At 66.3% G+C, this 18658-nt stretch carries 13 protein-coding genes and 2 pseudogenes; 11 read left to right on the top strand and 4 right to left on the bottom strand.

Annotated elements, in window-relative coordinates:
* Positions 1–39: 39 nt before the first annotated feature.
* Complete coding sequence (locus LN139_RS09655) at positions 40–1227, bottom strand: acyl-CoA dehydrogenase family protein (RefSeq protein WP_236359702.1); 1188 nt, start codon at positions 1225–1227, stop codon at positions 40–42.
* A 305-nt stretch (positions 1228–1532) separates the two neighbouring features.
* Here LN139_RS09655 and LN139_RS09650 point away from each other — a divergent pair, with 305 nt between their 5' ends.
* Complete coding sequence (locus tag LN139_RS09650; RefSeq protein WP_236359701.1) at positions 1533–2363, top strand: p-hydroxycinnamoyl CoA hydratase/lyase; 831 nt, start codon at positions 1533–1535, stop codon at positions 2361–2363.
* Between the two features lie 49 nt (positions 2364–2412).
* A pseudogene (locus tag LN139_RS09645) lies at positions 2413–4268 on the top strand (feruloyl-CoA synthase).
* Here the strand turns inward: LN139_RS09645 and LN139_RS09640 are convergent.
* On the bottom strand, positions 4265–4696 hold the full coding sequence (locus LN139_RS09640) for a MarR family winged helix-turn-helix transcriptional regulator (protein WP_236359700.1): 432 nt from the start codon (positions 4694–4696) through the stop codon (positions 4265–4267). The pseudogene LN139_RS09645 and the gene LN139_RS09640 overlap by 4 nt on opposite strands.
* 107 nt (positions 4697–4803) lie before the next feature.
* On the opposite strand from LN139_RS09640, the gene LN139_RS09635 reads away from it, so the two are divergent.
* Both LN139_RS09635 and LN139_RS09630 read left to right on the top strand, forming a co-directional pair.
* Positions 4804–5862 carry an aromatic ring-hydroxylating dioxygenase subunit alpha gene (locus LN139_RS09635; RefSeq protein WP_236359699.1) on the top strand — a complete coding sequence of 353 codons (1059 nt, stop codon included), beginning with the start codon at positions 4804–4806 and terminating at the stop codon, positions 5860–5862.
* A gap of 14 nt (positions 5863–5876) precedes the next feature.
* On the top strand, positions 5877–6827 hold the full coding sequence (locus LN139_RS09630) for a PDR/VanB family oxidoreductase (protein WP_236359698.1): 951 nt from the start codon (positions 5877–5879) through the stop codon (positions 6825–6827).
* Here the strand turns inward: LN139_RS09630 and LN139_RS09625 are convergent.
* Positions 6775–8394, bottom strand: a complete 1620-nt coding sequence (locus LN139_RS09625) for a sigma 54-interacting transcriptional regulator (protein WP_442964425.1) — start codon at positions 8392–8394, stop codon at positions 6775–6777. The genes LN139_RS09630 and LN139_RS09625 overlap by 53 nt on opposite strands.
* A 422-nt stretch (positions 8395–8816) precedes the next feature.
* On the opposite strand from LN139_RS09625, the gene LN139_RS09620 reads away from it, so the two are divergent.
* The 6 genes and pseudogenes from LN139_RS09620 to LN139_RS09595 all read left to right on the top strand — a co-directional run bounded on the left by LN139_RS09620 (position 8817) and on the right by LN139_RS09595 (position 16267).
* Positions 8817–10292, top strand: a complete 1476-nt coding sequence (locus LN139_RS09620) for a benzaldehyde dehydrogenase (protein ID WP_236359697.1) — start codon at positions 8817–8819, stop codon at positions 10290–10292.
* A 46-nt stretch (positions 10293–10338) separates the two neighbouring features.
* Positions 10339–11105 (top strand): annotated as a pseudogene (locus LN139_RS09615) (coniferyl-alcohol dehydrogenase).
* Between the two features lie 66 nt (positions 11106–11171).
* Complete coding sequence (locus LN139_RS09610; RefSeq protein WP_236359696.1) at positions 11172–12119, top strand: SphA family protein; 948 nt, start codon at positions 11172–11174, stop codon at positions 12117–12119.
* Between the two features lie 219 nt (positions 12120–12338).
* Positions 12339–13793 carry an APC family permease gene (locus LN139_RS09605; protein ID WP_236359695.1) on the top strand — a complete coding sequence of 485 codons (1455 nt, stop codon included), beginning with the start codon at positions 12339–12341 and terminating at the stop codon, positions 13791–13793.
* 311 nt (positions 13794–14104) lie between these two features.
* Complete coding sequence (locus tag LN139_RS09600; RefSeq protein WP_236359694.1) at positions 14105–15016, top strand: helix-turn-helix domain-containing protein; 912 nt, start codon at positions 14105–14107, stop codon at positions 15014–15016.
* A gap of 24 nt (positions 15017–15040) precedes the next feature.
* The gene (locus LN139_RS09595; RefSeq protein WP_236359693.1) at positions 15041–16267 is read left to right on the top strand and encodes a multidrug effflux MFS transporter; all 1227 of its coding nucleotides are present in this window, start codon (positions 15041–15043) and stop codon (positions 16265–16267) included.
* Here the strand turns inward: LN139_RS09595 and LN139_RS09590 are convergent.
* Positions 16195–16986: an IclR family transcriptional regulator gene (locus LN139_RS09590; RefSeq protein WP_236359692.1), complete on the bottom strand. Its 792-nt coding sequence runs from the start codon at positions 16984–16986 to the stop codon at positions 16195–16197. The two genes, LN139_RS09595 and LN139_RS09590, sit on opposite strands and share 73 nt — an antisense overlap.
* A gap of 214 nt (positions 16987–17200) precedes the next feature.
* Here LN139_RS09590 and LN139_RS09585 point away from each other — a divergent pair, with 214 nt between their 5' ends.
* Positions 17201–18613 carry an aldehyde dehydrogenase family protein gene (locus tag LN139_RS09585; protein WP_236359691.1) on the top strand — a complete coding sequence of 471 codons (1413 nt, stop codon included), beginning with the start codon at positions 17201–17203 and terminating at the stop codon, positions 18611–18613.
* Positions 18614–18658 lie beyond the last annotated feature (45 nt).

Raw genomic sequence — 18658 nt, 5'->3', positions numbered from 1 at the left:
CGGTGAAGGGGGAGGGTCAGCAGGTTCATAAAGCGCGCCTTATGAGTAGAAGGAAGGAGTAGGGCGCTGCTCGCTCAGTGCCCATTCGCCCAGCTCGCGCAGGCGGTAATCCACCGGGTCGTGCAGGGTCTGGGTTCTGAGGTTGCGCCAGTGGCGGTCGAAGCGCAGCGACGCGTGGGTGGCCCGGGCGCCGCTGACCTCGAACATGCGGTTGCAGATGTCCAGGCCATTGCGGGTGGTGGCCACCTTCGCCGTGCCTACGGCTACTGCCAGTTGCGCCCGGGTTTCGGCATCCAGGTCAGGCCCTCTGGCCCAGGCCTCGTCCAGCAGCGTTGCGGCGCGCTCCACCAGCAGGCGCGCGCCTTCCAGGCCCACCCAGAACTCGCCGTAATGGTGCAGCACGTAGGGGTCCTGTTCGCTGCTGTCTACGCCTGCGCGAAACCACGGCCGGCTTTCCTTGAGCGTGTATAGGCGCGCCTCATCGAAGGCGCCCTCGGCGATGCCCAGGAACAGGTTGGCGAAATGCAATTGCGCAATCAGCGGGCGCAGGCTGGCAAACGGCGTGCTCAGCGGGCCAGGGTCGAGCAGTGATTCATCCTGCTCCACCCGCACCCGCTCGAAGGTGGCGCTGCCGCTGTCGGTCTGGCGCTGGCCGATGTTGTTCCAGTCATCGTGCAGGGTGATGCCGGAGCGGCCGCTGGGAATGGCGGCGATCAGCAGCTTGCCGCCGGCCTGTTCATCCACCGCCGAGGCGATCAGCATCTGGGAATCGCTGGCGCCGGAGCAGAAGCTCTTGCGCCCAGAGAATTCGTACCAGCCCTCCACACGCTTGACCACCGTGCGCTTGTCCAGCGGGTTGAGTGCGTTGCCCCAGAACCAATGCTTGCGCGCGGTCTGCTCGAACCAGGGCTGCCACTGCTCGGGCCGCGAGAACAGCCGCACGGTGGCCAGCATCAAATGGTGAAAGCCGAAGACATGGGCGACGGAGCTGTCGACCCGGGCGAACACCCGCGTCACCGCCAGTGTTTCGGCCCAGCTGGCGCCCAGGCCGCCGAACTGACGGGGGATTGCCAGGGCCAGCAGGCCGCTGTCGCGCAGCGCATCGCGCTCGGCCTTGGGCGTGCCGCCACGGGCGTCACGTTCCACGGCGGTTTCGGCGAAACGCCGGGCCAGTTGCTCGGCGGTTTGCAGGGGCGCCAGGGTGGCGCGGTGGAGGTGGGCGGTCATGGTCGCGTCCTTGTCCTAAGCGGTTGGGCGGTGCGCTCGGCGACCAGGTTCAGAGATGGGCTCATGCCAGGCGGTCCTGTGTGGAGTGGTGCGGTGCAAAGGTGTGGGGAGAGGGTATAGCGATCGGCTATAGCTCCAAAACAGCTAAATAAGAATTTATATAGGCATAAATCTTATAAGTGGATGCTCCTTCGCAGGCTGAAAGGACACATCGGAGCATTGGTTAAATTCATAAATGATTAATTGACATAACTAAATGGCCGGGCTAATTTCGCCTCATCGCCCCCACAACAAGAGCACTCGCGATGAGCACGTACCAAGACCGCTGGCAGACCGTGAAGGTAGAGATCGATCAGGGCATCGCCTGGGTCATCCTCAATCGCCCGGAAAAACGCAACGCCATGAGCCCCACCCTCAACCGCGAGATGGTCGAGGTGCTGGAGGTGCTGGAGCAGGACCCGGACGCCGGCGTGCTGGTGCTCACCGGGGCTGGTGAATCCTGGACAGCGGGGATGGACCTCAAAGAGTATTTCCGCGAAACCGACGCCGGCCCCGAGATCCTTCAGGAGAAGATCCGCCGTGAAGCCTCGCAATGGCAGTGGCGCCTGCTGCGCATGTACACCAAGCCCACCATCGCCATGGTCAACGGCTGGTGCTTCGGCGGTGGCTTCAGCCCGCTGGTGGCCTGCGACCTGGCCATTGCAGCCGATGAGGCAACCTTCGGCCTCTCGGAAATCAACTGGGGCATCCCGCCGGGCAACCTGGTGAGCAAGGCCATGGCCGACACCGTTGGCCACCGCGCAGCGCTGTACTACATCATGACCGGGCAGACCTTCGACGGCCGCCGCGCCGCCGAGATGGGCCTGGTGAACCAGAGCGTGCCGCTGGCGCAACTCAAGGAAGTCACCGCAAACCTGGCGCGCAACCTGCTGGAGAAGAACCCGGTGGTGCTGCGTGCGGCCAAGATCGGCTTCAAACGTTCCCGCGAGCTTACCTGGGAGCAGAACGAGGACTACCTTTACGCCAAGCTCGACCAGTCGCGCCTGCTCGACCCCGAAGGCGGCCGCGCCCAGGGCATGAAGCAGTTCCTCGACGACAAATCCATCAAGCCGGGCCTGCAAACCTACAAACGCTGACCGCTCCCTGCCTCACCACCGACAACAACAATCAGCGGGAGAGTGTGAGATGAGTTTCGAGAACACGGCGCAATACCGCCCGGTTGCCCTCGGCCAGCCCGGCGTCGAAGTCACCGAGCAAGGCGGCGTGCTGCACATGCGCTCCGCCGAGCCCCTGCAAGCGATGCCGGCGAGGCTGCTGGACCGCCTGGTGCACTGGGCAGCAGTGCGCCCGCAGCAGACCTTCATCGCCGCGCGCCACCCCGGCGGCGGCTGGCGCGAGGTCAGCTACGAGCAGATGCTCAGCGATGTGCGCGCCATCGGCCAGGCGCTGCTCAGCTATGGCTTGAGCGCCGAGCGGCCGCTGGTGATCCTGTCGGGCAACGATATCCCGCACCTGCAGATCGCGCTGGCGGCCATGTACGTCGGCATCCCCTATTGCCCGGTGTCGCCGGCCTATTCGCTGCTGTCCCAGGACCTGGAGAAGCTGCGCCACGTGTGCAGCCTGCTGACCCCGGGGCTGGTGTTCGTCAACGACGCCCCGGCCTTCGAACGCGCCATCGAGACGGTGATCCCGGCCGCAACGCCGGTGGTCAGTGTGCGGGGTGAGCTGGCATCAGGGCGGCCCTGCATACCCTTTGCCGCGTTGTTGTCGCAACGCGGTGGCGCCAGGGCAGAAGCCGCCTTTGCCCGCACCGGGCCCGATACCCTGGCCAAGCTGCTGTTCACCTCCGGCTCCACCCAGCTGCCCAAAGCGGTGATGACCACCCAGCGCATGCTCTGCGCCAATCAGCAGATGCTGCTGCAGACCTTCCCCGAGTTCGGCCGGGTGCCGCCGGTGCTGGTCGACTGGTTGCCCTGGAACCACACCTTCGGCGGCAGCCACAACGTCGGCATCGTGCTGTACAACGGCGGCACCTTCTACCTCGACGACGGCAAGCCCACGCCACAGGGCTTTGCACAAACGCTGCAGAACCTGCAGGACATCTCGCCCACGGCCTACCTTACGGTGCCCAAGGGCTGGGAAGAGCTGGTCGGTGCGCTGGAGCGTGACGCGAGCCTGCGCGAGCGCTTCTTTGCGCGCATCACCTTGTTCTTCTTCGCCGCTGCCGGGCTCTCACAATCGATCTGGGACCGCCTGGACCGCGTCGCCGAGCAGCACTGCGGCCAGCGCATCCGCATGATGGCCGGGCTGGGCATGACCGAAACCGCACCCTCGTGCACCTTCACCACCGGGCCGCTGTCGATGGCCGGCTACATCGGCCTGCCGGCGCCTGGCTGCGAAGTACGCCTGGTGCCGGTGGGCGACAAACTCGAAGCGCGCTTTCGCGGGCCGCACGTGATGCCTGGCTACTGGCGAGCCAGCGATGAGCAGAACCGCGCAGCCTTCGACGAACAAGGCTTTTACTGCACCGGCGATGCCGTGCGCCTGGCTGACCCGGCCGAGCCGGCGTTGGGCCTGATGTTCGACGGCCGCATCGCCGAGGACTTCAAGCTCTCTTCGGCGTTTTCGTCAGCGTCGGGCCGCTGCGCAACCGCGCGGTGCTGGCCGGGGCTTCGCACCTGAGCGACCTGGTGATTACCGCACCCGACCGGCCTTGCCTGGGCGCCCTGGTGTTCCCGCGGCTGGGGCCGTGCCGGGCGCTGGCAGGCCTGCCAGCCGAGGCCAGTGACGCGCAGGTGTTGATGAGCGAGCCGGTGCGCCAGTGGTTCAGCGACTGGCTGGCAGGCCTCAACCAGCACGGCAGTGGCAACGCCTCGCGGCTGGAATGGATCGCCTTGCTCGATGAGGCGCCGTCGATCGATCGCGGTGAAATCACCGACAAAGGCTCGATCAACCAGCGCGCCGTATTGCGCTGGCGTGCCGAGCTGGTCGATGCGCTGTACAGCGGCAGCGACCCGCGTTTGCTGCGGGCCGGCCGTTAAAGCGGCGCGGTGTCGATCTTGTGCAGCAGCGCCAGCAACTGCTCACGCTCGCTGTCGGTCAGCGGCGCCGTAGCGGCCAGGTCGCTTTGCGCGGCCAGGGCCTTGAGCGGTTCGAGCAGGGCCTGGCCTTCAGCGGTAAGGAATACGCCGTAGGCGCGTTTGTCCTGCTGGGCGCGCACCCGTTCGGCCAGGCCGCGCTTCTCCAGCTTGTTGAGCAGCGGCACCAGTTGCGGCGGGTCGATGGCCAGTTGGCGGGCGAGCTCTGCCTGCATCAGGCCGGGTTCGTCCTGAATGATCGCAAGGGCGGTGAGCTCGGCGGGGCGCAGGTCGTGTTCGGCGAGGCTGCCCACCAGATGCTGGAACACCTTCAGTTGGGCCCGGCGCAGGGCGTAGCCCACCAGAGAATCGAGGAAGCTGTGTGCCGACATGCGTGAGAAGTACCTGATCAATTAACAAAATTAACTAATTCTGCATCGAATCGGTTGCCACGGCCACCGATTTCATGGGCCCCGCTGTAGGGCCGAAGGAGCTTCCGATGTTTCCCAAGAACACCTGGTACGTTGCCTGCACCCCCGATGAACTTGAACAGCAACCCCTGGGCCGGCAGATCTGCGCCGAGCCTATGGTGTTCTTTCGTGGCCCCGAGGGGCAGGTGCTGGCGGTGGAAGACTTTTGCCCGCACCGTGGCGCGCCGCTGTCGCTGGGCAAGGTGGTCGACGGCCAGCTGGTGTGCGGCTATCACGGCCTGGTGATGGGCGGCGACGGCAAGACCCAGCACATGCCCGGCCAGCGCGTGCGCGGCTTCCCCGCCAACAAGCGCTACCAGGCGGTGGAGCGCCATGGGTTCATCTGGGTCTGGCCGGGCGACCCGGCCCTGGCCGACCCGGCACTGATCCCCCATCTGGAATGGGCCGAGAGCGAGCAGTGGGCCTACGGCGGCGGATTGTTCGACATCAAATGCGACTACCGCCTGATGATCGACAACCTCATGGACCTGACCCACGAAACCTACGTGCACGCCTCCAGCATCGGCCAGAAGGAAATCGACGAAGCGCCGCCGGTGACCACCGTCAACGGTGATGAAGTGGTCACCGCGCGCTACATGGACAACATCATGGCCCCGCCTTTCTGGCGCATGGCCCTGCGCGGCAACGGGCTGGCCGACGACGTGCCGGTGGACCGCTGGCAGATCTGCCGCTTCACGCCGCCCAGCCACGTGCTGATCGAAGTCGGCGTGGCCCACGCCGGCAAGGGCGGCTACGACGCCGAGCCGCAGCACAAGGCGTCGAGCATCGTGGTCGACTTCATCACCCCGCAGACCGAGACCAGCATCTGGTACTTCTGGGGCATGGCGCGCAACTTCAACCCAGGCGATAAAGCGCTCACCGCCAGCATCCGCGAAGGCCAGGGCCAGATTTTCAGCGAAGACCTAGAAATGCTCGAACAGCAACAGCAGAACCTGCTGCGTTACCCCGAGCGCAACCTGCTCAAGCTCAACATCGACGCCGGTGGCGTGCAGTCGCGCAAGATCCTGGAGCGCATCGTCGCCGCCGAGCGTGCGGCCCAACCCGACCTGATCGCCCGCCAGGCGTAAGAGGAGTACTGCGCATGATCGAGGTTCAGGTGACCGCCCGCGTGCTCGAAGCGCCGGGCATCTGCAGTTTCGAACTGGCTAGCCCCAGCGGCGCGCCATTGCCGGCATTCACGGCAGGTGCGCACATCGACCTGCACCTGCCCGGCGGGTGGGTGCGCCAGTATTCGCTGTGCAACGCCCCCAGCGAGCGCCACCGCTACCTGATCGGCGTGCTCAACGACCCGGCCTCACGGGGCGGCTCACGCGCCGTGCACGAACAACTCCAGACAGGTTCACGGCTGCTGATCAGCGAACCGCGCAACCTGTTCGCCCTGGCGCCGCAGGCCAACCGCAGCCTGCTGTTCGCCGGTGGCATCGGCATCACGCCGATCCTGTGCATGGCCGAAGCGCTGCTGGCGCAGGGTGCCAACTTCGCCGTGCACTACTGCGTGCGCAGCCGTGAGCTGGCCGCGTTCAAGGCTCGCTTGCAGGCTGGCCCGCTGGCCGGCCGGGTGTGGCTGCATTGCGACGACGAGCCCGACACCCGGATGGACACCGCCGCGCTGCTGGCCCATCCGCATCCGGCCACCCACTTGTACGTGTGCGGTCCCGGCGGCTTCATGGAGCATGTGCTGGGCACCGCCCACGACCACGGCTGGAAAGACGCCTGCCTGCACCGCGAATACTTCAGCGCTGCGCCGTCGCCTGCCGGCGCCGAGGCGAGCTTTGCGATCAAGGTCGCCAGCACCGGCCAGGTGCTGGAAGTGGGGGCGGATGAAAGCGTGGTGCAGGCTTTGCAGCGCCACGGCATCGAGGTGCCGGTCTCCTGTGAGCAGGGCATCTGCGGGACCTGCCTGACCGGTGTGCTGGAAGGCACGCCGGAGCACCGCGACCTGTACCTGAGCGAGGAAGAACAGGCCCGCAACGATCAGTTCACCCCTTGTTGCTCGAGGGCTCGCAGCCCGCTGCTGGTGCTGGATCTTTAGCGCTGTGCTTCTTCAGGCGGTAGGCGAATTGCGCACGGCTCAGGCCCACTGCCCGTGACGCGGCGGACAGGTTGCCGGCGCATTGCACCAGCGCCTCCTGAATCAGCCGCGCCTCCAGGCCCTCGATGCTGAAACCGGGGTCGCGCTGGGCCAGGGTGTCGAGCAGCGGCTCGCTGGCTTCCGGGGCGGGCGCCGCGCTTTCCAGGCTGCCATAGCGGTCCACGCCATAGCCTTGCTCGGGCAGCCGCTCGTTGCGAAACAGGTGCACCAGGTCGATGGGTTGGCCGTCTTCGGTGGCGATCAGCCCGCGCTCGATCAGGTTTTGCAGCTCGCGGATGTTGCCGGGGAAGCCGTAGCGCAGCAGTGTCTTCAAGGCCCGCAGCGTCAACCCCGAGGGCGTGCGGCCGTAGTCACGGCACAGCCGCTGCAAAAAGGCGTTGATCAGCAGCGGGATGTCGTCACGCCGCTCGCGCAGGGGTGGCAGCGCGATGGGGTAGACGTTCAGGCGGTAGAACAGGTCCTCGCGAAAGGCCCCGCCGGCTACCGCTTTCTGCAAATTGACGTTACATGCTGCCACCAGCCGCACATCGACCCTGATCGCCTGGGTGCCGCCCACCCGCTCGATCTCACGCTCCTGCAGGGCGCGCAGCAGCTTGCTTTGGCCTTCCAGGCTCAGGCAGGTGATTTCATCGAGAAACAGCGTGCCGCCCTGGGCCCGTTCGAAACGGCCGGGGCGCGAATGGCTGGCGCCGGTGAAGGCGCCGCGCTCCACCCCGAACAGCTCGGCCTCGATCAGGTTGTCGGGGATGGCTGCGCAATTCAGCGCAATGAAGGGCGCGTCGCGGCGCGGGCTCAGCCGGTGCACCTGGCGGGCGAACAGTTCTTTGCCGACGCCCGACTCACCGCTGATCAACACGGTGGCTGGCGTGGGCGCGACGCGCTGCAAGGCGAGGCTGGCCGCGTTGAAGGCCGCGCTGGCACCGATTGGCTCCAGACCCTGTGCGGGCGCTGGCTCGAATGTGGCGGCGGCGGGCGGGGCGCTGGCCACCTGGCTGCCTGCGGCGTTGAGATAGGCAAGGTCGGCCTCGGCATCGCCCCATTGTTCGGCGGTTTTGCCCACCACCCGGCAGTGGGCATGGCCCATGCCGCGGCATTCGATTTCGCGAAACACCACCATGCGCCCGAACAGGCCGCTGACAAAGCCCATGGCATAGCCCAGCTCGGTCCAGCACACCGGGTCCTGGCCCACGCCATAGGCGGCCAGGTGTTCATCGGCCTCGCAAGAGTGGTGCCAGAGGAACTCGCCTTCGTAAAAGCCGCAATCGGCGTCGAACTTGAAGTACAGCGGCTCGACGCGGGTCATGCCTTCGAGCGTGTGCAGGTGCGTGCCGGCCGCGAAGATCGACGCGGCCGAGGCCTGCGGCCAGCGTTCGCGGATCAGCCGCGCATCGCGGGCGCCGGAGAGGTAGCCGGTGCGGGTGAAGAGGGCGCGCGCCTGGGGCGTGCCCAGGCGCTCGATGATCTCCTGGCGCAGCGCGCCGAACGAGGAGGTGTGCAACAGCAGCATGCGCTGGTCGTTGAGCCAGATGCGGCCGTCGTCGGGGAAAACAGCAGGCACTCGCGCAGGTCTTCAAGGCTCGGCGAGCCGCTGTCAGCGAGCTCCCGGCTGTCGCCGCGCGGGGCGAAATGCACGGTAGGGACCTGATGGTCAGGGATCGGGCAGTGGCTGTTTTTCATTGTTGTCTGGCCTCTGGGTGGCCCTGCTCAAATCATCACAAGGCGATATAGTTATTAAACATAACTTTATCATTTGAGCAATGGCCGCCTTCGCGGGGCAAACCACGCAGGTTCCGGGCACAACCGGGAAGCTGCAGGCCAGAGCCATCGCCCACAAATCTGCAAGGCTGCAAGCGTAGCGGCACAGGCCTTGCTCTGGTGCTTGTGCACGCGGCGCCGCCGCGAATACAACCATAAGAGCGGGAGTTGCAGATGTCAGTCACCCATGAAAATGCTTTGCTCGACGATGCCCTGTGGGCCGGCCGTGTGTTCGATGGCCAATGGGTCGCCGCCCAGGGTGGCCAGCAGGCCGTGGTGGAGCCTGCCACCGGCCTGTTGCTCAGCCAGCCCGGCATCGCCAACCCGCAAGACATCGCCCAGGCCTGTGCCAAGGCCGCCAGCGCCCAGCGCGAATGGGCCAAGGTCGGCCCTCGCCAGCGCGCGGCGATCTTTCGCGCCGCTGCCGGCCACGCCGAGGCGCATTTCGACGAGCTGGCGCTGTACGTCGCCCGCGAGACCGGCGCGGCGCTGTTCAAGGGCGAGCACGAAGTGCGCGAAGCCATCGTGCTGCTGCACCAGGCCGCCGGCCTGCTGGCCCAGCCCCATGGTGTGGTGCTGCCCAGCGAAGGCGGGCGCCTGTCCTACGCGCGGCGCTTGCCCCATGGCGTGGTCGGGGTGATTTCGCCGTTCAACTTCCCGCTGATCCTCTCGCTGCGCTCGGTGGCGCCGGCGCTGGCCGCAGGCAATGCCGTGGTGCTCAAGCCCGACCCACAGACGCCGGTCAGCGGTGGCTTCCTTATCGCCCGGTTGTTCGAGGCCGCCGGGCTGCCCAAGGGGCTTTTGCAGGTGCTGCCCGGTGGCGCTGACGCTGGTGAGGCGCTGTGCAGCGACCCGCGCGTGGGCATGATCGCCTTCACCGGCTCCACGGGTGCGGGGCGCAAGGTGGCGGAAGTCGCCGGGCGCAACCTCAAGAAGGTGGCGCTGGAGCTGGGCGGCAAGAACTCGCTGATCATTCTCGAAGACGCCGACCTGGACTTGGCTGCCAGCAACGCTGCCTGGGGCGCCTGGCTGCATCAGGGGCAGATCTGCATGGCCAGCGGGCGCATTCTGGTTCACGAGGCCATTGCCGATGCGCTGGTGCAGCGGCTGGTGGCCAAGGCCCGGTCGCTCAGCGTGGGCAACGCCGCGCGCGGTGAAGCGGCATTGGGCCCGTTGATCAACGCCCGTCAGTTGCAGCGGGTGGACAGCATCGTCCAGGCAAGCCTCCAGGCTGGGGCGCGGCTGGAGGCGGGCGGCGAGTACCACGGCTTGTGCTACCAGCCCACCGTGCTCAGCGCCGTGCAACCCGGCATGCGCGCCTTCGACGAGGAAATCTTCGGGCCGGTGGCCACGGTCGTGACCTTCTCCAGCGATGCGCAGGCCATCGAGCTGGCCAACCAGACCGAATACGGGCTGAGCGCTGCGGTCATCACTCCCTCCATTGGCCGCGCCATGGCCATCGGCGAACAACTGCACTGCGGCCTGCTGCACATCAACGACCAGACCGTGGCCGATGAGTGCGTGAACCCCTTCGGCGGCCGCGGCCACTCCGGCAACGGCGGCAGCGTGGGCGGCCCGGCGGACTGGGACGAGTACACCCAGTGGCAGTGGGTGACGGTCAAGGACACACCGCCGGCCTACCCCTTCTAGGTTTCGAACCCAACGCATCCGACAACAACAATAAAAGGTCGCCGTCATGAATCTGAACAACAAAACACTAGTCATCACCGGCGTCTCGTCGGGCATCGGCGCAGAGCTGGCGCGGCTGGCGCGCTTTGCCGGCGCCACCGTCATCGGTGTGGACCGCAACGAGCCGCAACTGACCCTGGATGGCTTCTTCAAGGCCGACCTCGGCGACCCCGCATCGATCGACGCGCTGCTGGGGCAACTGCCGAGCGCGGTGCATGGCCTGTGCAACGTGGCCGGGGTGCCGGGCACGGCGCCGGCGGAGCTGGTGGGGCGGGTGAACTATCTGGGCCTGCGCCACCTCAGCCAGGGCTTGCTGGGGCGGATGCCGGCCGGCAGCAGCATTGTCAACGTCGCCTCGGTGCTGGGCGCCGAATGGCCGCTGCGCCTGGAACAGCACAAGGCGTTGGCCGCCACCGAGGATTTCGCCGCCGGCCAGCAGTGGCTCGAGGCCAACGCTGTAGACCCCAGGACCTGCTACCAGTACTTCAAGGAGGCGCTGATCGTCTGGACCTTCCAGCAATCGCAGCGCTGGTTCCGCGACCACGGTGTGCGCCTGAACTGCGTGGCGCCAGGGCCGGTATTCACGCCGATCCTGGGTGACTTCGTCAGCATGCTGGGGAAGAGCGGGTGGCCCGCGATGCCTCGCGCATGGTGCGCCCGGCGCTGGCCGATGAAGTGGCGGCGGTGATCGCCTTTCTGTGCAGCGACGCCTCGCGCTGGGTCAACGGCGTCAACCTGCCCGTCGATGGCGGGCTGGCGGCCACGTACCTGTAAAGGCAGCGGCGCCCGGCCGCAACGGCCGGGCTATGCAACCCAACAATAACAATCAGGATGCACACCATGCTCAAGCCACGCTTGCGGTTGATCGCGGCCGCTGTTCTTGCCTGCCAGTCGTTGGCAGCCCACGCCTATGACCTGCCCGGGCTCAACCTCGGCAGCACCAGCTTTTACGACGGCTCACCGGTGCCCGGCGGCCCCGGCCTGTACCTGGAGCAGTACTTCACCTATTCGAAGGCCAGCCGCTTCAACGACGCGGACGGCCACAAGCTGGGCCTGCCGCGCCAGGACGTGACGGTGTTCGCCCCCACCACCCAACTGATCTGGGTGCCCGAGCCCATGAGCAACGGCGCAACCCTTGGGGTCACGGCGCTGGTCACCTCACTGGCTCACGTCAGCGTACACGACGGGCTGGACAACGCTGTGCTGAGTTCACGCGAAGGCATCGGCGACCTGACCATCGGCCCGTTCCTGCAACTGCCCACCCTGACCCGCGCCGACGGCTCACCGTTGCTCACCCAGCGCATCGAAGCCGATTTCGTGTTGCCCACCGGGGCCTATGACCGCGACAAGTCGATCAACCCCGGCAGCAACTTCTTCTCCTTCAACCCGTACTACGCTGCCACCTACTGGTTCACCCCCAAGTGGTCGGTGAGCGGGCGCTTCATGTACCTGTGGAATGCCGAGAACCATGACCCGCAGCGCTCCTTCGGCGATGTTTCCGACACTCAGGCCGGCCAGGCGCTGCACGCCAACCTCACCACCCAGTACGCACTCACCGACAAACTGAGCGTGGGCATCAACGGCTATGTGCTCAAGCAGATCACCGACACCCGCATCGATGGGCATCAGGCCAGCGGCCGGCGCGAGAAGGTCTGGGCCATCGGGCCGGGGTTCGCCTACGCCTTCGACCGGGAGAACGTGCTGACGGTGAACAGTTACTTCGAGCAAGGCGCTGAAAATCGCACCGAGGGCAACAAGTTCGTCATCAACTTCCTGCATAAACTCTGAGCCTACCCTTCGCGCGGGGCTCGGCCACCGAGCCCCGCGACCGCCTGCACGCCGTTCGGCATTTTCCCGCCAATTTGGGATACCCGCCCCTGATCCACCCGGCATAGCATCAATTCAGCGCCGGGCCTAATCGGTGACAACAAGAACATGCCGTGCTGGGCAGCCTTAGCCTACAGCCGGTTCCACGTCGCGACTGCCTCATAGAACAAGGTAAAAAAAATGAGCGTACCTGCGTGTGGCGGTTCCTCCACGGAACTGCGTCGCGGCACCCTGGGTGCCGCATTGATCGTCTTTTTCGTCGTCTCCGCCGCCAGCCCGCTGAGTGTGATCGCCGGGGGCTTCCCCATCGGCATCATGCTCGGCAATGGCCCCGGCACGCCGGCCTTGCTGGTCGTGACGCTGGCGGTGCTGTTGCTGTTCGCCGCCGGCTACACCGCCATGGCCCGCCACGTGACCCACGCCGGGGGCTTTTACGCGATCATTTCCCACGGCCTGGGCAGTGTGGCAGGCGGTGCTTCGGGCATCCTTGCGATGCTGGCCTACAACGTGCTGCAGGCGGGCATCTATGGGCTGTTCGGCACGGTGGTGGCGGGCAATATCTCGGTGGCCTTCGGCATCGACGTGCCGTGGTGGGCCTGCTCCCTCGCAGCGCTGGCGCTGATTGCCTGGTTCGGCTACCGCAACGTCGACCTCTCCGCGCGTTTGCTGGCGGTGGTAGTGATCGCCGAGTACCTGGCCATGTTGCTGCTGGATGTCGCGATCCTGGCCAAGGGCGGGGCGCAGGGTGTGGACTTCTCGGCCTTCCAGCCGGTGAACGTGCAAAGCGGCACACCGTCGATCGGCCTGCTGTTCTGCTTTGCAGCCTTCATCGGCTTCGAGGCCACCACGCTGTATGGCGAAGAGGCCAAGAACCCCAAGCGCACCATTCCGCTGGCCACCTATGTGTCGGTGCTGCTGATCGGCGGCTTCTACACGCTGTCGGTGTGGGCCATGGTGGTGGGCGCCGGCAGCGACAAGATCGTCGCGCTGCTGCAAGCCATGCAAGACCCGACCACCTTCGTCTACAGCCTGTCCGACCACTACGTGGGCAGTTGGCTGACCACCGCCATCCGCTTGCTGTTCATGTTCAGCCTGTTCGCCGGCCTGCTGGCCTTCCACAACGCTGCGGCGCGCTACTTCTTCGCCGTCGGCCGTGACGGGCTGCTGCCGAAAATGCTCGGCGCCACCCACCGGCGGCACCAGAGCCCGCACATGGGCTCGGTGCTGCAGACGGTGATCGCTGCGGTGATTCTGGTGGCCGCTGCGCTGCTCGATGCCGACCCGGTGCTGCAGTTGTTCTCCTGGTTCTCCAACCTGGCGACGCTGTGCCTGATTCTGCTGATGGCCATGACCTCACTGGCAGTGGTGGGCTTTTTCCGCAAGCACCCGGAGCTCGAGGCCAGCCGGCTGAGCCGCCTGTACCTGCCGCTGGTCTCCGGCGCGGCACTGTTCGGGGTGTGGGGGCTGGCGCTGCTTCACTTCGACGTGCTCACCGGCGCCAGCTCGCAGATCTCCTATGGGCTGTGCGCGGCGATTCCGGTAGCGCTGATGGTCGGCATGCTCCTGGCGAGCCGGCAGAAACAACGGAGCCGGCCCCGGCGTACGGTGCGCGGGCTGAGCAACTCCAGCGCCTGAGCCGCCCTGGCTCCGATAGCTAAAACCGAGCCCGGTCTCACAGAAAGGTGATGCCGGGTTTTTTTATGCCTATTGATAGCCTATAAAATTTGTTAATTCTCACATAATGATAAATACATAATTTAAGCGCTTGTCTTTGGTGACTTTAGATGACATAAATCTTTCATCCTGCCGTGGCCACTCCGCAGCGGCAGGGGTGACTACTTCGGGATAGACGGGCCCCGGCGTCGAGGCAGATGATCGCTTCGGCTGCGCCGCGCTCTCCCAGGGCCCGCCAGCCCTGAGCTACACAGCCTCCAGAGGCGTTCGCCATGCTTGCGCAAACCGACGTTTTCAACGATGTACAGCTCCATGCCTGCGCCATCCCCGGCTGGCGCCAGGCCTACGACCAGCTCGAAAGTGGCGCGGCTCACACGGTGCTGCGGCAACTCAGCGGTGCGCGGGTGCAGGTGTTCCATGAGGCGATCGACAAGTGCGTGGCCCAGCGAGGGCGTTCGCCTCACGGCAGGCTGTGCGTCGCGATGTCGACATCGCGCAGCGCCATGCCGCTGTTCCAGGGCCAGCCGGTGGGGGCAGGGCGGGTCACGTTGCTGCGCGCCGATGAAGAGTTCTTCGTGCAAAGCGACGGCGGCCTGGCACTGCTGGCGCTGACCCTGGACGCTGAGCACTTCGCCCAGGCGGCCGGCCACGCGCTCACCGACAGCCAATGGCAGCACCTGGCCCGCAGCTGGACGTTGCAGGTGCCCGAGCCGCAACTGCGCTGCGCAAGCTCACGCCTTTACCGCCTGCTCAACGAAGCCCCGGACGAACAGCAGGCCGAACAGGTGGCGACCGAGGTGTTTCTCGACCTGCTCGAACACGCCAGTGAAAACACCCTGCGCCGCAGCAGCTACGGGGTTTACGCCTATCTGGTGCGCAAAAGCCAGGAGTGCGTGCTCGACGCGCTCGATGCGCCGCCGAGCATTCTGGAGATTTGCCGCGCCTTGAACGTCAGCCGCCGCACCTTGCAGGTGAGCTTCCAGGAGGTTACCGGCATGCGCCCGGTCGAGTACCTGCGCGCAGTGCGCTTGAACGAGGCGCGCCGGCGCCTGCGGCTGACCTGTGCGCAGGAGTACAGCGTGGCGCAGATCGCCACCGACCTGGGCTTCGGCCACCTCAGCCACTTCGCCGGCAACTACCGCGCGCTGTTCGCCGAAGCCCCCTCGCAAACCCCTCGCCGGTAGCGCCGGCGACCTTCTGGAGCTTCCATGCCCTTACGCCTATCCAGCCGCGGTGTTATCGGCCTTCTCGCTGCGCTGGCCTCGTTCACGCCGTTGTCGATCGATACCTACCTGCCCAGCTTGCCGGTCATCGCCCAGCAGCTGAACAGCGACGCTGCCCAGGTGCAGCTCACCATCGGCTTGTTCCTGGCCGGGTTGTGCACCGGCATGCTGATCTACGGGCCGTTGTCCGACCGGGTCGGCCGGCGGCGGCCGCTGCTGGCGGGGCTGGTGCTGTACATCATCGCGTCGCTGGGTTGCATGCTCGCCCCCAGCGTAACGGCGCTGATGGGCTGGCGTTTTTTGCAGGCAGTGGGCGGCGCCGCAGCCTTGGTGCTGGCCCGCACCATTGCCCGCGACGTGTTCGACCTGGGCCGGGCGGCGCAGGTACTGTCGCTGATGCACGTGATCTCGATGGTCGCCACGCTGGTTGCGCCGATGACCGGTAACTGGCTGGCGCAGTGGCTGGGGTGGCGCAGCGTGTTCGCGGTGCTGGCACTGATGGGCGCCGGTTGCCTGTTGCTCAGCCTCTGGCGGCTGGAAGAAACGCACCCGCAAGCCCTGCGCAGCCCGTCGCTCTGGCACGCCTATCGGGCCTACGCTTCGGTGCTGCGCGAGCCGCGCGCGCTGGGTTTCATCGCCTGCATGGGCTGCACCTTTGGCGGGTTGTTCGTGTTCATCACCGCCTCACCGTTCGTGTTCATCGAACACTTCCAGCTCGCGCCGCAAACCTACACGGTGCTGTTCGCTCTCAACATCGCCGGGGTGATCGTGGCCACCTGGTGCAATGCGCGCTGGGTCACCCGGCTCGGCCCGCCGCGGGTGCTGCGGGCGACTACCGCCGTGGCAGCGGCTGCCGGTGTGGCGCTGGCAGCCACCAGCCTGGCGGGGTGGGCGGTGCCGGGCGCCATCGTGCCGTGTGTGGTTGTCTACATCGGCATGACCGGGGTGATCGGTGCCAACTGCACCGCCAGCCTGATGGCGCTGTTCCCTCGCCAGGCGGGCGCTGCGGTCGGGCTGGCGGTGGCGCTGCAGTTCGCCTGCGGTTCGCTGTTCAGCGCCTGGGTGGGCTATTTGAACGATGGCACGGAGCTGCCGATGTGTGTACTCATCGGCGTGGCGGGGCTCGGTTGCCTGGCCAGCTATCGCTGGGCCAGTTCCGAGGCTGCTGGCGCCGGCACGGCGGAGCGAGGCGCCAAGGGTTCGAGGTTGTGAGCGATGCGCTGCGCGGTGTCCATCAGCATTTCCAGGACTGTTTCCTGGCGCAGCAGCTTGAAGTTGGCGCTAGTGCCCACCGCCGCCAGCGCGCCGAGGATCTCTTGTGCGCCTTGCTGGAAGATCGGCGCGGCGATGCCGGTCAGGCCGGCGTTGAGCTCGTCGTGGGTGGTGCAATGGCCATCCTTGCGAATGCGCCGGCACTCACGGTTGAACGTCGCCCAATCAAGCGTGGCGCCTTCATGGGGCTGGATCTGTTCGTCGTAGAGCCGCTTGAGCCTACGCCCGTTCTGGTGCGCCACCAGTACCTTGGACTGCGCGCCGCGAAACAGCGGCAACGGGTGGCCGCGGCCGAAGGCGAAGTCGAAGCGCCCCTTCGGCTCTGCGATGTAGGTGTTGATGATGTGGCCGTCGTAATAAACGCTGGTGAAGATCGCCAGGCCCGTTTCATCCGATAGCGCGTGCATCAGCTCACGGCCGGCGATCAGCAGTGGGTCGTACTGGCGCATCATCCAGTCGAGCTCGACGATGCGCGGGCCCAGCCCGTACAGGCTGCCGGGCAGGCGGGTGATCAGCCCGGCTTCGCACAGGTCTTTGACATAGCGGTACACCGTCGCCCGGGACAGGCCCATGCGTGCGGCGATGGTGTCGGCATCGAGCCGCAGGGAGTGCGGGCCGAAAAGGTCCAGCACGCTGAGCATCTTGCTCAAACTACTCATGGTCAGGCGAAACCTCGTGTTCTGTTACCGCCATGGCGCGCCTTGCGCCAGCCCATGGCCGAGGGGGCGTAGCGTAACCGATCGGCCTGCGCCCGCGAATCCCTTTCCAAGAGATCGTTCCCAGGCGTCGAACCTGACCAAAACGGGATTTCGTGAGGCCGGGGGCCTGCCTAAGATGCCCGGTGCCCAGACTCAACAAGAAGAGACCCACGTCATGCACGAGTACCCCTACATCGTTGGCGGCCAGGCCCGCAGCGGCAGTGAAGGCAGCTTCGAGGTCATCGAGCCTGCCACCGGCAAGCCCTTTGCGCGTTGTGCGGCCGCCGGCCGGGAGCAACTGGACGAAGCCGTTGCGCTGGCCCGCCAGGCCTTCGCCGGCTGGCGCTGCAGCAGCCACGAGCAGCGCGGCGCGGCGCTGTCGAATATCGCAGCTGATATCGAGGCCGACGCCGAGGCTATCGCTCGTTTGATCGTTCGCGAGCAGGGCAAGCCCCTGGCGCTGGCCATGAACGAGGTGATGGGAGGTGTGGCGTGGGCGCGTTATCGCGCGGCCCAGCAGCTGCCGGTAGAGGTGATCGAAGACAGCGGGCAGAACCGCATCGAGCTGCACCGCCGGCCGCTGGGCGTGGTGGCGTCCATCACGCCGTGGAACTGGCCGTTCATGATCGCGGTGTGGCACATCATGCCGGCACTGCGGGCTGGCAACTGCGTGATCAGCAAACCGTCGAGCCTCACCCCGTTGAGCACCCTGAAGCTGGGTGAAATCATCGCCCGGCATGTGCCGGCCGGGGTGATGAGCGTGCTCACCGGGGTGGGCGGCCTGGGTGGTGCGATGGCCGCCCACCCGGGCATCGACAAGATCGTGTTCACCGGTTCCACCCAGACCGGCCAGCGAGTGATGCGCGACGGCGCGGTCAACCTCAAGCGCCTGACCCTGGAGCTGGGCGGCAACGACGCGGCCATCGTGCTGCCGGGCAGCGACGTGCAGCAGATTGCAGGGCCGATCTTCCAGGCAGCGTTTCTGAACATGGGGCAAACCTGCGCGGCGCTCAAACGCCTGTATGTGCATCGGTCGATCTACCAGCCGCTGTGCCAGGCGCTGGTGGGCCTGGCACAGCAAGCGGTGATCGGAAACGGGTTGGAGGAGGGCGTGACTTTCGGCCCGGTGCAGAATCCCGACCAGCTCGCATTGGTTGAAGCGTTGGTGGCCGATGCGCGCGCTCAGGGGGCGACGGTGCTATGTGGTGGCGAGCGGCTGGCAGGGGAAGGGTTTTTCTACCCACCGACCCTGGTGGCCGATATCAGCGATGGCAGCCGCCTGGTGGACGAGGAGCAGTTCGGCCCGGTGTTGCCGATCGTGGCCTACGACGATGTGGAAGAGGTGCTGCAACGCGCCAATGCCAGTCAGTTCGCCCTCGGCGGTTCGGTCTGGGGGCCTGATGGCGAAGCAGCGGCTGCGCTGGCGGCACGGCTTGAAAGTGGTGTGGCATGGGTCAACTGCCATGCGCAGATCCGCCCTGACACCCCGTTCGGTGGCTGCAAGATGTCGGGCTATGGGGTGGAGTTCGGCCAGGAGGGGCTGTTGGCGTTTACCGCTCAGCAGCTGTTGTTTCGCCATAAAGGCTGAGCCTGGGCAGCTCGTCGCCCGTTGCACGTCGCCCGTTACACGGCC

The organism is Pseudomonas sp. KNUC1026, from assembly GCF_021650705.1.
GTDB lineage: Bacteria > Pseudomonadota > Gammaproteobacteria > Pseudomonadales > Pseudomonadaceae > Aquipseudomonas.
Note: the sequence above shows the minus strand (reverse complement) of the source record. Positions and strands in the feature narration are given on the sequence as shown.

What these genes read in the sequence shown, in the direction of transcription:
- LN139_RS09650 (WP_236359701.1), top strand. Translation starts at nt 1,533, where the DNA reads ATGAGCACGTACCAAGACCGCTGGCAGACCGTGAAGGTAGAGATCGAT.
- LN139_RS09595 (WP_236359693.1), top strand. Translation starts at nt 15,041, where the DNA reads ATGCCCTTACGCCTATCCAGCCGCGGTGTTATCGGCCTTCTCGCTGCG.
- LN139_RS09625 (WP_442964425.1), bottom strand. Translation starts at nt 8,394, where the DNA reads ATGCTGCTGTTGCACACCTCCTCGTTCGGCGCGCTGCGCCAGGAGATC.
- LN139_RS09600 (WP_236359694.1), top strand. Translation starts at nt 14,105, where the DNA reads ATGCTTGCGCAAACCGACGTTTTCAACGATGTACAGCTCCATGCCTGC.
- LN139_RS09655 (WP_236359702.1), bottom strand. Translation starts at nt 1,227, where the DNA reads ATGACCGCCCACCTCCACCGCGCCACCCTGGCGCCCCTGCAAACCGCC.
- LN139_RS09590 (WP_236359692.1), bottom strand. Translation starts at nt 16,986, where the DNA reads ATGAGTAGTTTGAGCAAGATGCTCAGCGTGCTGGACCTTTTCGGCCCG.
- LN139_RS09585 (WP_236359691.1), top strand. Translation starts at nt 17,201, where the DNA reads ATGCACGAGTACCCCTACATCGTTGGCGGCCAGGCCCGCAGCGGCAGT.
- LN139_RS09630 (WP_236359698.1), top strand. Translation starts at nt 5,877, where the DNA reads ATGATCGAGGTTCAGGTGACCGCCCGCGTGCTCGAAGCGCCGGGCATC.
- LN139_RS09635 (WP_236359699.1), top strand. Translation starts at nt 4,804, where the DNA reads ATGTTTCCCAAGAACACCTGGTACGTTGCCTGCACCCCCGATGAACTT.
- LN139_RS09610 (WP_236359696.1), top strand. Translation starts at nt 11,172, where the DNA reads ATGCTCAAGCCACGCTTGCGGTTGATCGCGGCCGCTGTTCTTGCCTGC.
- LN139_RS09640 (WP_236359700.1), bottom strand. Translation starts at nt 4,696, where the DNA reads ATGTCGGCACACAGCTTCCTCGATTCTCTGGTGGGCTACGCCCTGCGC.
- LN139_RS09620 (WP_236359697.1), top strand. Translation starts at nt 8,817, where the DNA reads ATGTCAGTCACCCATGAAAATGCTTTGCTCGACGATGCCCTGTGGGCC.
- LN139_RS09605 (WP_236359695.1), top strand. Translation starts at nt 12,339, where the DNA reads ATGAGCGTACCTGCGTGTGGCGGTTCCTCCACGGAACTGCGTCGCGGC.